This is a genomic window from Halobellus sp. LT62 (assembly GCF_037031285.1).
Lineage (GTDB): Archaea > Halobacteriota > Halobacteria > Halobacteriales > Haloferacaceae > Haloquadratum > Haloquadratum salinisoli.
This window is the reverse complement of the sequence record NZ_JAYEZO010000001.1, coordinates 991,562-1,004,026: the sequence shown is the minus strand read 5'-3', so window position 1 is coordinate 1,004,026 and position 12,465 is coordinate 991,562. Positions and strand designations below refer to the sequence as shown.

Annotated in this window: 12 protein-coding genes; 6 read left to right on the top strand and 6 right to left on the bottom strand. The window is 63.7% G+C overall.

What is annotated here, in order from left to right; genetic code table 11:
* Positions 1-11: 11 nt before the first annotated feature.
* A complete protein-coding gene (locus U5919_RS05040) occupies positions 12-794 on the bottom strand; it encodes a 2-keto-4-pentenoate hydratase (RefSeq protein ID WP_336022601.1) in 783 nt (260 codons plus the stop codon).
* Between the two features lie 162 nt (positions 795-956).
* Between U5919_RS05040 and U5919_RS05035 the strand changes: the two genes are divergently transcribed.
* Positions 957-1,343 (top strand): VOC family protein, encoded by a 387-nt coding sequence (locus U5919_RS05035; RefSeq protein WP_336022600.1) that lies wholly within the window; start codon positions 957-959, stop codon positions 1,341-1,343.
* A 24-nt stretch (positions 1,344-1,367) separates the two neighbouring features.
* Here the strand turns inward: U5919_RS05035 and dmpG are convergent, their stop codons facing one another.
* The 3 genes from dmpG to U5919_RS05020 all read right to left on the bottom strand — a co-directional run bounded on the left by dmpG (position 1,368) and on the right by U5919_RS05020 (position 4,962).
* The gene (gene dmpG, locus U5919_RS05030; RefSeq protein WP_336022599.1) at positions 1,368-2,417 is read right to left on the bottom strand and encodes a 4-hydroxy-2-oxovalerate aldolase; all 1,050 of its coding nucleotides are present in this window, start codon (positions 2,415-2,417) and stop codon (positions 1,368-1,370) included.
* Entirely contained in the window at positions 2,410-3,354 is a 945-nt protein-coding gene (locus tag U5919_RS05025) for an acetaldehyde dehydrogenase (acetylating) (protein ID WP_336022598.1), read from the bottom strand. The genes dmpG and U5919_RS05025 overlap by 8 nt, the downstream gene beginning before the upstream one ends.
* Positions 3,355-3,477: 123 nt before the next feature.
* Positions 3,478-4,962 (bottom strand): aldehyde dehydrogenase family protein, encoded by a 1,485-nt coding sequence (locus U5919_RS05020; protein ID WP_336022597.1) that lies wholly within the window; start codon positions 4,960-4,962, stop codon positions 3,478-3,480.
* Positions 4,963-5,138: 176 nt separating this feature from the next.
* Between U5919_RS05020 and U5919_RS05015 the strand changes: the two genes are divergently transcribed.
* Positions 5,139-5,924 (top strand): 2-keto-4-pentenoate hydratase, encoded by a 786-nt coding sequence (locus U5919_RS05015; protein ID WP_336022596.1) that lies wholly within the window; start codon positions 5,139-5,141, stop codon positions 5,922-5,924.
* A 195-nt stretch (positions 5,925-6,119) separates the two neighbouring features.
* Here U5919_RS05015 and U5919_RS05010 read toward each other — a convergent pair whose 3' ends face one another.
* Positions 6,120-7,097: an amidohydrolase family protein gene (locus U5919_RS05010; protein WP_336022595.1), complete on the bottom strand. Its 978-nt coding sequence runs from the start codon at positions 7,095-7,097 to the stop codon at positions 6,120-6,122.
* 79 nt (positions 7,098-7,176) lie between these two features.
* The gene (locus U5919_RS05005; RefSeq protein WP_336022594.1) at positions 7,177-7,944 is read right to left on the bottom strand and encodes an IclR family transcriptional regulator; all 768 of its coding nucleotides are present in this window, start codon (positions 7,942-7,944) and stop codon (positions 7,177-7,179) included.
* Between the two features lie 286 nt (positions 7,945-8,230).
* On the opposite strand from U5919_RS05005, the gene U5919_RS05000 reads away from it, so the two are divergent.
* The 4 genes from U5919_RS05000 to U5919_RS04985 all read left to right on the top strand — a co-directional run bounded on the left by U5919_RS05000 (position 8,231) and on the right by U5919_RS04985 (position 12,212).
* A complete protein-coding gene (locus tag U5919_RS05000) occupies positions 8,231-9,481 on the top strand; it encodes a Glu/Leu/Phe/Val family dehydrogenase (protein ID WP_336022593.1) in 1,251 nt (416 codons plus the stop codon).
* Between the two features lie 170 nt (positions 9,482-9,651).
* Positions 9,652-10,572 (top strand): aspartate carbamoyltransferase, encoded by a 921-nt coding sequence (pyrB, locus tag U5919_RS04995; RefSeq protein WP_336022592.1) that lies wholly within the window; start codon positions 9,652-9,654, stop codon positions 10,570-10,572.
* The gene (gene pyrI, locus U5919_RS04990) at positions 10,569-11,039 is read left to right on the top strand and encodes an aspartate carbamoyltransferase regulatory subunit (protein WP_336022591.1); all 471 of its coding nucleotides are present in this window, start codon (positions 10,569-10,571) and stop codon (positions 11,037-11,039) included. Before pyrB ends, pyrI begins: the two co-directional genes overlap by 4 nt.
* A gap of 333 nt (positions 11,040-11,372) precedes the next feature.
* Positions 11,373-12,212 (top strand): hypothetical protein, encoded by an 840-nt coding sequence (locus tag U5919_RS04985; protein WP_336022590.1) that lies wholly within the window; start codon positions 11,373-11,375, stop codon positions 12,210-12,212.
* Positions 12,213-12,465 lie beyond the last annotated feature (253 nt).

Here is a 12,465-nt window from a genome sequence, read left to right as displayed (position 1 = left end):
ACTTTTCGACGCTACTCCTCCGCGAGCCGGGCGTTCACCGTGCCGATCGAGGTGAACTCCACGGAGACGACGTCACCCGGCGCGAGATCGACCGCCGGCGTCAACGACCCGCTGAGGACGACGTGTCCGGCCTCGATGCGCTCGTCGAGATCGGCGAGCGTGTTCGCGAGCCACGCGACCGACCGCGCGGGGTGATCGAGGACCGCCGCGCCGACGCCTGAGGATTCGAGCGTGCCGTTCTTGTAGAGCTTGACGCCCTCCAAGGAGAGGTCGGTGTCGGCGAGGCTCGCCTGCTCGCCCGCGACGTAGAGCGCCGAGGAGGCGTTGTCCGCGATGGTGTCTTGAATGCGGATGTCCCAGTCGCGAACGCGGCTGTCGATGACTTCGACGACGGGGAGCACGGCGCTCGTCGCGTCCAACACGTCGAGGTACGTCACGGGCGCTTCGAGCGTCTCCTCCATCACGAAACCGATCTCGGGTTCGACCCGCGGGGCGATCAGGTCCTCGCCGGGAATCTCGCGTCCCTCGACGAACATCGTATCGAGCAGACGGCCGAAGTCGGGTTCGTCGACGCCCAGTTGTTCCTGAATGCCGTCGCTCGTCAGGCCGATCTTGTGGCCGACGATCTCCGCGCCGTCGTCGAGTCGCCGATCGATGAACCGGGTCTGGATATCGTAGGCATCCTCCATCGTCAGGTCGTGCTCGGCGGTGAGCCGGTCGATGGGGTCCTGCGTTCGCAGCGCGTCGTACAGCGCTTCGGCCAACTCCTCGCGTGTGTCGTCTTCGACTGCCATACGCGCTCTACCGAGGGCGACGTCAAATAGGTTGGTGATCCGGTGGACCGCACCCCGTCGCCACCGGAGACGATCCCTTCCCCGCCACCGGGACACGGCCCCTCCCCTCCGCCGAGTTGAGTATCCACGACATTTATGCGACCACCCGTCCGACGGACGAGTATGGACGTCATCCACAGCGCCATCTGGGTGTCGGACGTCGAACAGACTCTCGGCTTCTACGTCGGCGAACTCGGACTTGAGAAGACCAACGACTTCGTCGGCGGCGACGACGCGCGCAACGTCTACGTCCGCGGCGAGAGCGAGACGGAGATCCAGTTCAAACACAAGGAAGAGCACGACCTCGGCGAACCGTCGACTCGGCGCTTCGACCACCTCGCGCTCGAAGTCGACGACACCGATGCGCTGGTCGAACGGCTCACCGAGGAGACCGAAAGCGAACTCCTGCGCGGTCCGCTCGACTCGACGGGCGTGAGCGGGCGGATCGCCTTCGTCACCGACCCGGACGGGCACGTGCTCGAACTGATCGAACCCCGCGACGATCTCTGAATAAAACGAATTCTGCGGCGTCGTTCAGTCGTCGGAGGCGGCCTCGGCGGCCGCGCCCGCGTCGCGCTCTTCGGCGAGCCGCGAGGCGACGTCGGTGATCAGGTCCTCTTGACCGCCGACGACCTCCATCGCGCCGAGTTCGACAAGGATCTCGCGCGGGTCGAGATCGTACTTCTTCCCCACGCGGCGGGTGTGCCGCAGGAACGAGGAGTACACGCCCGCGTATCCGAGCATCAGCGAGTCGTTGTCGAGTTTCGGCATCTCGTCGTCGTCGATCATCGGGACGAGGACGTCCTCGGCGGCGTCCATCACGCCGAAGAAGTCCGGGTTGATGTCGTAGCCCGCCTTCTCTAAGACGCCGACGAGCACTTCGATCTGAGCGTTTCCAGACCCGGCACCGAGCCCTCGGAGACAGCCGTCGGTCGTCACCGCGCCCTCTTCGAGCGCGGCGAGCGTGTTGCCGATGCCGAGACCGAGGTTGTTGTGCGCGTGGAAGCCGACGTCGATCGAGAGTTCGTCGACGAGCAGGCTGATCCGGTCGCGGACGTCGTTGGGGAGCAGCGCGCCCGCTGAGTCCATCAGGTAGACGGCGTCGGCACCGTACTCCTCCATCAGCTTCGCTTCTTTGAGGATCCGCTCTGGTTCGGCCATATGCGAGAGCATCAGCAGGCCGTTGGCCTCGATCCCGCGGTCTTTGACGTACTGGAAGTGGTCCTCGGAGACGTCGGCCTCCGTGACGTGCGTCGCGATCCGGCAGATGTCGGCTCCGCGATCGACCGCCATATCGAGTTCCTCGACGGTGCCGATGCCGGGAAGCAGTAGCACCGAGAGCTGGGTGTCGGTGAGTTCCGGGACGACCGCGTCGAGGTACTCCTCGGTGTCGGCGGCGGCGAAGCCGTAGTTGATCGAAGAGCCGCCCATTCCGTCGCCGTGCGACACTTCGACGACGTCCATGTTCGCGGCGTCGAGAGCGGCGGCCACGTCGGCCATCTCGTCGGGGGTGAACTGGTGGTCGACGGCGTGCATCCCGTCTCGGAGCGTCATATCGACGAGTCGGACGTCGGCGTCAGTCATTTTTCACACCCCCGATGGCGTCGGCATCGGCTGACTGCTGTGCGACCCGTTCGGCTGCGCCGAGTGCTGCGCTTGTCATAATGTCTAAGTTGCCCGCGTAGGGCGGAAGGTACTGGCCCTCGCCCTCGACTTCGAGCATCGTCGTGAGGATGATCGAGTCGCCGAGGTCGAAGGCGACGTCGTCTTGGTCCTTGACGGTCGGTTCGAGCGTGACGTCGTAGCCGGGGACGTAGCCCTGCACCTCGTCTTCGATCCGCGAGACGGAGTCGCGGACCTCGTCGACGTCGGTGTCCTCGTTGACCATCGTGTAGACCGTGTTCCGCATCATAATCGGCGGTTCCGCGGGGTTGAGCGTGATGATCGCCTTTCCGCGGTCCGCGCCGCCGACCTCTTCGAGTCCGGCGGCGGTCGTCTGCGTGAACTTGTCGATGTTCTTTCGCGTCCCCGGACCGGCGCTCTTCGAGGCGATGTGCGAGAGCATCTCCGCGTACTCGACGTCGGCGACGCGGTCGACCGCGTGGACGAGCGGAATCGTCGCCTGCCCGCCGCAGGTGACCATATTGATGTTCTCGTGGCCGCCCGCGAGAACCTCCTCGGCGTTGACGACCGGGACGGTGTAGGGGCCGATCGCTGCCGGCGTGAGGTCGACCGCGAAGAGGCCCAAGTCCTCGTACACCGGTGCGTGCTGCTCGTGAATGCCCGCGCTGGTCGCCTCGAAGACGAGGTCGAACTCGTCGGCGTACTCTTTGACGCTGTCGATGCCGTCGGTGCCGACGTCGACGCCCTCGTCGACGGCCGCCTGCAGGCCCTCCGACTCCTCGACCGGGAAGATGCCGATCATCCGCTGGAGATCGATATCCTCCCCGCGGTCGAGTATCTTGTACATCAGGTCGGTTCCGATGTTACCCGGACCGACGATCGCCGCATCTAACGACATATATTGGTATATGAATCTATCGTACAAATAACTTCGCTTGCGCCCGCGTTTGAACGCTCAGCGCCGCGCAATTCGGCGTTTTCGACTCGAAAATGACGAGCGCTGAACGCCCGAGTCAGCGCCTCAGAACAGGTACTCTCTCGGCTCGCGCTGGACCGACGTCCACGTGGTTTCGGTGAACTCGTCGATGATCCACTCGCCGTTGTAGCGCCCCAGCCCGGACTCTTTCACGCCGCCGAACGGCACGTGCGGTTCGACGTTGACCGGCTGGTCGTTGACGTGCATCATCCCGACGTCGATCCGATCGGCGACGTCGCGAGCGTGGCCGCGGTCGGCCGAGTGAACGGATCCCGCGAGCCCGTACTCGGTGTCGTTGGCGAGTTCGACCGCCTCGTCGTCGTCCGAGAAGGGGATGATCGGCGCGACCGGGCCGAAGTGCTCGTTGCACGCCGCCGCCATATCGTTCGTGACGTCGGTGATAACCGTCGGCTCGACGAACAGGCCGTCGGCCTCGCCGCCGGTGAGGACGGTGCCGCCCTCCTCGACGGTCCGCTCGATGTACTCGATCATCTCGTCGCGCTGGGACTCGTTGATGATCGGGCCGATCACGACGTCGTCGTCGGTGGGGTCACCGATCTTCAGCTCCGCGGCGCGCTCGGCGAGCCGCTCGGCGTACTCGTCGTAGAGCGACTCGTGAACGAGGTGACGATTGATCGAGATGCACACCTGCCCCTGATTCCAGAACGAGCCGAACGTCCCGGCGGCGACCGCCTGATCGAGGTCGGCGTCCTCCAGCACGACGTGGGGGTTGTTGCCGCCGAGTTCCAGCGCGGGGAACGCGAAGTGCTCGATGGCGTTTTCGCCGACGAGTCGACCCGCGCCGGTCGAGCCGGTGAAGGCGACGACGTCGCAGTCGGGGTGCGCGGCGGTTCGGTCGCCCGCAACCGAGCCTTTTCCGGTGACGACGTTGAGCACGCCGGCGGGGAGTCCGGCCTTCTCGAAGAGGCGAGCGAGCAGCAGGCCGCCCGAGATCGACGACTCTTGGGCGGGCTTGAGGACGACGCTGTTCCCGAGCGCGATCGCGGGCGCGACCGCGCGGATCGAGAGCTTCAGCGGGACGTTCCACGGCGAGATCACGCCGACGACGCCGACGGGCTCTTTCTTGATGATGTTCTCCTTCCCGGGGATCTTCGATTGGTTGTGCCCGCCCGAGGAACGGAAGGCGAACGAGGCCGCGTCGTGGACGAACGTGACCGTCCCACCGTGTTCGATGTCCTGTCGGGGCTTCGCCGCGCCGGTCTCGACCGCGAGGATCTCTCTGATCTCCTCTTCGTACTCGTCGATCAGGTTGGCCGTGCGGCGGACGACCGCGGCGCGTTTGTCGGGCGTCGTCTCGGCCCACTCCTCCTGCGCGCGAGTCGCCGCCTCGAACGCGCGGTCGACGTCCTCGACCGTCCCCGCCGGTACGGACGTGATCGATTCCTGCGTCGTCGGGTTGCGGACGTCGATCGACCTTCTGTCGCCGGGGGCGATCCACTCGCCGTCGATGTAGAGGCCGTTCCAAGGCGCGTCGATCGAGATCTCTTGGCCGTTTGCTGCTTCAGTCATACACGCGTTTTAACGGACCCCACGAGTAAAATGATGTCGACCCCGGAAAACGTCCATCATTATAATCCGAACGTGTTCGAGTAATTGTTTTTGGTTACACGACGTCACGATCGGTCTCCTCGCCCGAATCCGTCTGTCGAAAGTATAATGAGTGCACCAGCGAACGTAGCGGGTGTATGTCACTCAGCTCAGCGGAGGTCGACGACCTCGCGACGAAGCTCTATGAGGCCTACGACCAGAAAGAACCGATCGCGCCCCTGACCGACGACGTCGAGTTCTCGACGGAGGACGCCTACCGGATCCAGTTCGAGGTGTTCGACCGTCTCAGCGCCGGCGGCCGCGAGGACGTCGTCGGTCACAAGCTCGGGCTCGTCAGCGAGGCCAAGCAGGAACAGCTCGGCATTCCGGAGCCGATCTTCGGCTACGTCGCCCACGAGACGGTTCTGGAAAACGAGCCCGTCCCGACCGACGAGATGATCGCGCCCCGCATCGAGGCCGAGATCGGCTTCATCCTCGACGAAGACCTCACCGCGCCCGTCTCGGTGACCGACGTGCTCACGGCGACCCGCGCGGTCGTCCCGGTCGTCGAAATCTTAGAGAGCCGCTTCCAGGGCTGGTCCATCCCCTCGGCCCAAGACGTCATCGCCGACCTCACCTCCGCCGGGAAAGTCATCGTCGGCGAGCAGTACCGCGACGTCACCGACGTCGACCTGAAGATGGAGAGCGTCGCCGTCTCGGTCAACGGCGAACTCGAGTCGACGGGCGTCGGCGGCGACATCATGGGCAACCCGGCCCGCCCGGTCGCGTGGCTCGCGGAACGCCTCGACGACGTCGACGACGGACTCCGCGAGGGCGAACTCGTGATGAGCGGCGGGATCACGGCGGCCATCGACATCGAACCCGGCGACGTCTACACCATCGAGTTCGCGAATCTCGGCACGATGGAAGTCCGCGCCGAATAACGCTGCCGGCAGAACCGTTTTCTGCACGAAAACTCTCTATTCGGGACGAAACAAGACGCTTTCGCCCTTCTATCGGGGAATTACGGTCACACTACCGATTTTTATAACATATGTACGTCTGTTTTTTAGCCCGGGAGTCGCCCCCGAAATATCGAACGTACGGCCGGTGAATTCAGATATTGAAAACGTACCCGATCAGGAGATCAGCTCGTAGAGGTTGCCGGCGAAGACGTCGGCTTTGGCGTCCTCGTCGGCGTCCATCCGCTCGACGGCGTCGATGGTGTAGTCGATCGTCTGCCGGCCGCGCTCGGGGCTGAAGGGGTAGTCAGTTCCGAAGATGACGTTGCCCTCGTTGAAGAACGACGACGCGCATTCGATCGCCGGCGTGGATCCGGAGACGGCCGTGTCGGCGTTGAACTTCTTGAAGTACTCCTCGGCGGGCTGTGAGAGCTCTGCGGCGTGCTCGTGGTAGCCCTTGTAGTTCTCGGGGTACGTCATCCGTTGCTCGTAGAACATCTCGATCCGGCGGCCGTAGAACGGGACCATCCCGCCGCCGTGGTGCGAGACGATTTCGAGGTCGGGGTACTCCTCCATCACGCCGCCGAACACGAGTCGCGACAGCGCGAGCGTCGTGTCGAACGGCCAGCCGAAGAGGCGGTGCTCCATATACTCGGAGGCCCAGTCGTACCACTCCCAGAGTTGGGGGTGCATCCACAGCGGCGTGTCGGTCGCCTCCGCGCGCTCGAACAGCGGCCAGAACCGGTCGTCGTCGAGCGGGCGGCCGTCGATGTTCGAGAAGATCTGCACGCCCGCCATATCGAGGTCGTCGACGCAGCGGTCGAACTCCGCGAGGAACTCTTCGCTCACCTTCGGGATCGTCCCGACCGGGATGAACTCGTCGGGGTGTTCGTCGGCCAGCCGCCTGATCTCGTCGTTCGCGAGTCGCGTGATATCGAGGGCGAGATCGTGTTCCATCCCTTGGAACATCGTCGGCAGCGCCAGCGTGATGATCTGCTTGTCGACGCCGTAATCGGCCATATCTCGCTTCCGCTGTTCGTGATCCCAGAGGAATTCCGGGCGGCCCGAGAGCCCTTGGAACCCGAACTTGTCCGTGAGGTCCTCGAAGAACCGCTCTGTCAAGACGTGCGTGTAGCCGTCGACGATTTCCGGCATATCTCAGTAGTACGTGCGAACGAGGTGATAATAGTTCTCACTGGCGTCCGACGAACCGCCGTTTCGCCCTCGCGAGCGATTACTGGCGCGCGTATTTGATGTCTAAGGCGAGTTCGTGGGCCGTGCTCTCGACCTCGGCGGTGATGTCGTCGTCGAACCCGGCGTTGCCCAGTCGTTTCGTCGGAGCGGAGATGCTGATCGCACCGAGGACGTCACCACCCAATTTGACCGGCGCGCCGATGCAGGTCAACCCCTCCGTCCGCTCCTCGTCGTCGGTCGCGTACCCGCGTTCGCGGATCTCCTCGAGCTCGTCGAACAGTTCGTCGCGATCGGTGATCGTGTTCTCGGTCGCCTTCGGAAGCCCCCACTCGTCGACGATGGCCTCGACGCGCTCCCGCGGGAGCGACGCGAGAATCGCTTTGCCGATCCCGATGTTGTGCAGCGGGAGCCGATAGCCCACGTGGGTATCGAGGTTGACCGCGTAACTGCCGCGAGACTGGTACAAGTACACGGCTCGGCCGCCCTCCTCGGTCGCGAGATTCGCGAGCATCCCCGTGTCACTCGCCAGTTGATCGATCTTCGAGCGACCGTACTGGTACAGCGGCGAGCGACTGCGGACGTGCCCTCCGAGCGAGAGGAACTTCAGGCTGAGCGCGTACTCGTCGCCGTTTTTCTCGACGTACCCGTGTTCTCTGAGCGTGCTGAGGTGGTTGTGAATCCCGCTCTTGCTCATATCGAGGCGTTCTTCCAGTTCAGTGAGTCGGAACCCCTCGTCGGTGTCGAGCGTCTCGATGAGCGTCAGCGTCTTTTCAGTCGTCCGGACGGGGTGGTTCGCTTTCTTCGTCATATCTCCCAATGCACCCGGAACCACATACATTTTCGGTATGAAAACACACTATATAGATAGTGCAGATATATACAAAACTCACTAGGGGTTTTCTTTTCCAATTGTAGTACCTATACTACGCCCATTAATCGGAATTATACACGAGTTAATGGATTACTTGATTAAAATAAACTATATAGTTATTTATTTTCTGTTGAGCAGAAGCTTCCGACACGGGTCGGAAGAACTCGGGTTTTGAAAACCCAGTACAGTAGTATTTAAATTTCTACCTGCAGAACCGGAATGTATGTCGGATGCGAATCCCTTCGAGAGCCTTCAAGAACAGGTCGATGACGCGGGGGCTTACCTCGATATCGACGACGATGTGCTCGAACGGCTGAAGCATCCCGAGCGGGTCCTCGAAGTGACCCTCTCCGTCGAACGCGACGACGGGTCGCTCGAACAGTTCGAGGGGTTCCGATCGCAGTTCAACGGTGACCGCGGCCCCTACAAAGGCGGGATTCGCTACCATCCGAACGTCTCTCGCGACGAGGTCAAGGCGCTCTCCGGGTGGATGACCTACAAATGCGCCGTCGTCGACATCCCGCTCGGCGGCGCGAAGGGAGGAATCGTCGTTGATCCGGACGAACTCTCCGCGGCCGAGTTGGAGCGATTGACGCGCGCGTATGCCGCTGAACTCCGTCCGCTCGTCGGTCCCGACCGCGACATCCCCGCGCCGGACGTCAACACCGGCCAACGGGAGATGAACTGGTTCAAAGACACCTACGAGACGCTCGAACGCACGACCGCACCGGGCGTCATCACCGGCAAGGCCATCTCTTCCGGCGGGAGCGAGGGCCGCGTCGAGGCCACCGGCCGGTCGACGATGTTCGCCGCTCGCGAGGCGTTCGATTACCTCGATCGAGACCTCACGGAGGCGACCGTCGCGGTCCAAGGCTACGGGAACGCCGGCTCGGTCGCGGCGCGGCTCATCGAGGAACTCGGTGCGACTGTCGTCGCCGTCTCCGACTCCTCCGGTGGCGTGTACGACCCCGACGGCCTCGACGCCCACGCGGTGAAATCTCACAAGAACGAGACCGGGACGGTCACGGGCTATGCGGACACCGAGGAGCTGACCAACGAGGAGTTGCTCACGCTCGACGTCGACCTCCTCGTCCCCGCCGCGCTGGAGAACGCGATCGACGCCGACCTCGCAGAAGCCGTCGAGGCCGACGTCATCGTGGAGACGGCGAACGGCCCGCTGACGCCCGCCGCCGACGACGTGCTCACCGGACGAGACGTGCTCGTGGTCCCGGACGTCCTCGCGAACGCGGGCGGCGTCACCGTCTCGTACTTCGAGTGGGTGCAGAACAGACAGCGCTTCGCTTGGAGCGAAGCGCGCGTCAACGACGAACTCGAATCGGTGATCACGGGCGCGTTCGACGAACTCGTCGACGCCTACAAGTCGAACGACCTCCCGAACTTCCGGACGGCGGCGTACGTCGTCGGCATTCAGCGCGTCGCCGACGCGTACGCAGAGGGTGGGAACTGGCCGTAAGATCCGTTGGGAACTGCCCGGAAGATCCGTTGGGAACTGCCCGGAAGCGCCGTGGGAATTGCCCGGAAACGCTGATCGATCGAACGCGCTCTCACTCGATTCTTCTCTCTCCCGATCCGACCGTCACCGACCCGAGCGATTCAAGTTGGTTCCGAGCGCGGATACATACAATGCGTCAGGACCACCTCATCTCCGCGACCCAGCTGTCGCGGGCCGACATCGAGGCGGTGCTCGACCGCGCGGCGGAGATCGACGCCGATCCGAGCGCGTGGCAGGGGCGACACGACGGCTCGATTCTCGGCCTCTGCTTCTTCGAGCCGAGCACCCGCACGCGGATGAGTTTCGACACCGCGATGAAACGACTCGGCGGTCGCACGATCGATATGGGTGCAGTCGAGTCCTCGTCGGTGAAGAAGGGCGAGACGCTGGCCGACACGATGCGCGTCCTCGAAGGTTACGCCGACGCGCTCGTCCTCAGACACCCCTCCGAGGGGTCGGCGAAGATGGCGACGGAGTTCGTCGACGTCCCGCTCGTCAACGCGGGCGACGGCGCGGGTCAACACCCCACACAGACGCTCTTGGACCTCTACACAATGCGGCAGAACGCCGGGCTCGACGACGTCACCGTCGGCATTATGGGCGATCTCAAGTACGGCCGCACGGTCCACTCGCTCGCGTCGGCGCTGACGAACTTCGACATCCGCCAGCACTTCATCAGCCCTGAAAGCCTCCGTCTCCCCCGGAGCGTCCGATACGACCTCCACGAGTCGGGCGCGCAGGTGCGAGAGCACACCGGCTTGGGCGAGGTGCTCGGCGAGTTGGACATCCTGTACGTCACGCGCATCCAGCGGGAGCGGTTCCCCGATGAGAACGAGTACCTGAAGGTCGCCGGCGAGTACCAGATCAGCGCCGAGGACCTCTCGGCGGCGAAAGACTCCCTGACGATTATGCACCCGCTGCCGCGCGTCGACGAGATCGCCTCGGACGTCGACGAGACCGACCACGCGAAGTATTTCCAACAGGCGCACAACGGCGTTCCCGTCCGGATGGCGCTCCTCGATATGCTGCTGTCGGAGGAGGAAGCACAATGAGCGACACCGACAGAGAGCTCCGCGTCTCGAAGATCCGCAACGGCACCGTCATCGACCACCTCGCCGCGGGACAGGCGCTGAACGTCCTCGCGCTGCTCGGCATCGACGGTTCGGGCGGTGAGGGCGTCTCCGTCGGGATGAACGTCCCCTCGGATAAGCTCGCGAAGAAGGACATCGTGAAGGTCGAAGACCGCGAACTGAGCCAATCGGAGGTCGACGTCCTGTCGGTGATCTCTCCGGAGGCGACGATCAACATCGTCCGCGAGTACGAGGTGATCGAAAAGAAACGAATCGAGCGACCCGAGTACGTCGAAGACGTCCTCTCGTGTCCCAACCGAAACTGCATCACGAACGCCGAGGAGCCGATCCGAACCCGGTTTATGGTCCTCGACGACGGACTTCGCTGTGATTACTGCGGCGAGATCGTCCGCGAGGACGAGGTCCCCTCGCGCCTCGACGTGTCCTGACGCGAGTCGACGCGGGCCCGTTCGGAGAGAGGGGAAACCACTTTGTACCGAGAGGCTGTATTTACTCGTATGTCCGGAAAAGCGAAATTCATCCTGGTACTGTCACTCATCGCCCTCGTCTACTTCGTCGTCTCCGGCGGCGAGGACCCCGTCGAAGTCGAAGTCGACGACGAATAATCGGTCGAATCACCTGATTTCTTTCACGACGCGCTACCCGCGGAAACGGCGGCCGTAGTATGAGATGTCACGCCGTCGTTGCGGCGACCGATAGCACTTCGACGCCGACCGCGAACGGAGCGAACGACTGATACCGTTCGGGCCGGAATCGCGAGTATGTACGGTGTCGTCACGCGCAACGCCGAGGAGATCGAGTGGCCGGAGTTCGACATCGGCTTCTTCGAGGTCAAAGACGTGACCGGCCGGGCCGCAGAGCCGCTCTCCGAGGCGGTAAATATGATCTCGTGTTTCGGCGACAACGCGGGTGTGAGTTCCGATCCGGACCTCGTCGCTATCGACGCGGACGGAACCCCCGCGACGCGCGAGCAGCCGTATTTCGACTGGTCGCACGTCTGCCCGACGCACGAGCGGTATCGCGACGGCCTCCTCGAAATCGTCGTCGACTGCGCGGACGCGAACGACGACGTCCGACTCGACGACGTCGGGTTCCCGCGCGAGGGCTACTGCCGCTGCGAGCGGTGTGACCGACGCTTCGCCGAGAGCGACTACGACGACCGCGAGTCGTGGCGCGCCGCGGAGATCACCGACTTCGTCGCCCGAGCGACCGATCGAATCCCCGGTCGGACGTATCTGACGCTGTACCCCGACCCCTACCCCGGTCATCTCTATCAGCGCGCCGGAATCGACGTCGACGCACTCGCCGAGCACGTCGACGAGTTCGTCGTACCGCTGTACGACACCGAGTACGCGACGACCTACTGGCTGGAAACGATCGCCAAGGGGTTCGAGAGCCTGCTCGATCCCCTCGATGCGTCCTTCTCCGTCGAACTGTACGCTGTCGACGTCGACGTCGACGACCTCATCGGAGCGACGGAAGTCGCCGAGGCGTACGGCGAGAACGTTTACTTCGGCTACGATGCCTCGAACGCAGCGGCGGCGGTTCGGCGGAAGAGCGCGGACGAGCGCTCGGGCGTCACGCACCGACCGGAGAGCTGAGAGGGAGTCTCGTACCTGTCTATCGCTTCTCGCTACCGTCCGGTGAGAATGCTATCAGGACGCGCGATACCCCTCCGTCTCAACGCCGCAAACGTCTTTTCAGAGTGCGCCCGCGAGGAACGCCACGACGATTCCGGCGACGAACACGATCGCGGCGAAGACGAACAGCCCGGCCATCAAGCGGCGTTGCTTCGAAGTCGGCTGTGCCGTACTCCGTGTCAGGAATCGATATCACAAATACTCGCTGGCGTCG

Coding starts and splice junctions, on each gene's coding strand:
- U5919_RS05040 (WP_336022601.1), bottom strand. CDS start 794: ATGGCAGTCGAAGACGACACACGCGAGGAGTTGGCCGAAGCGCTGTAC.
- U5919_RS05035 (WP_336022600.1), top strand. CDS start 957: ATGGACGTCATCCACAGCGCCATCTGGGTGTCGGACGTCGAACAGACT.
- dmpG (WP_336022599.1), bottom strand. CDS start 2,417: ATGACTGACGCCGACGTCCGACTCGTCGATATGACGCTCCGAGACGGG.
- U5919_RS05025 (WP_336022598.1), bottom strand. CDS start 3,354: ATGTCGTTAGATGCGGCGATCGTCGGTCCGGGTAACATCGGAACCGAC.
- U5919_RS05020 (WP_336022597.1), bottom strand. CDS start 4,962: ATGACTGAAGCAGCAAACGGCCAAGAGATCTCGATCGACGCGCCTTGG.
- U5919_RS05015 (WP_336022596.1), top strand. CDS start 5,139: ATGTCACTCAGCTCAGCGGAGGTCGACGACCTCGCGACGAAGCTCTAT.
- U5919_RS05010 (WP_336022595.1), bottom strand. CDS start 7,097: ATGCCGGAAATCGTCGACGGCTACACGCACGTCTTGACAGAGCGGTTC.
- U5919_RS05005 (WP_336022594.1), bottom strand. CDS start 7,944: ATGACGAAGAAAGCGAACCACCCCGTCCGGACGACTGAAAAGACGCTG.
- U5919_RS05000 (WP_336022593.1), top strand. CDS start 8,231: ATGTCGGATGCGAATCCCTTCGAGAGCCTTCAAGAACAGGTCGATGAC.
- pyrB (WP_336022592.1), top strand. CDS start 9,652: ATGCGTCAGGACCACCTCATCTCCGCGACCCAGCTGTCGCGGGCCGAC.
- pyrI (WP_336022591.1), top strand. CDS start 10,569: ATGAGCGACACCGACAGAGAGCTCCGCGTCTCGAAGATCCGCAACGGC.
- U5919_RS04985 (WP_336022590.1), top strand. CDS start 11,373: ATGTACGGTGTCGTCACGCGCAACGCCGAGGAGATCGAGTGGCCGGAG.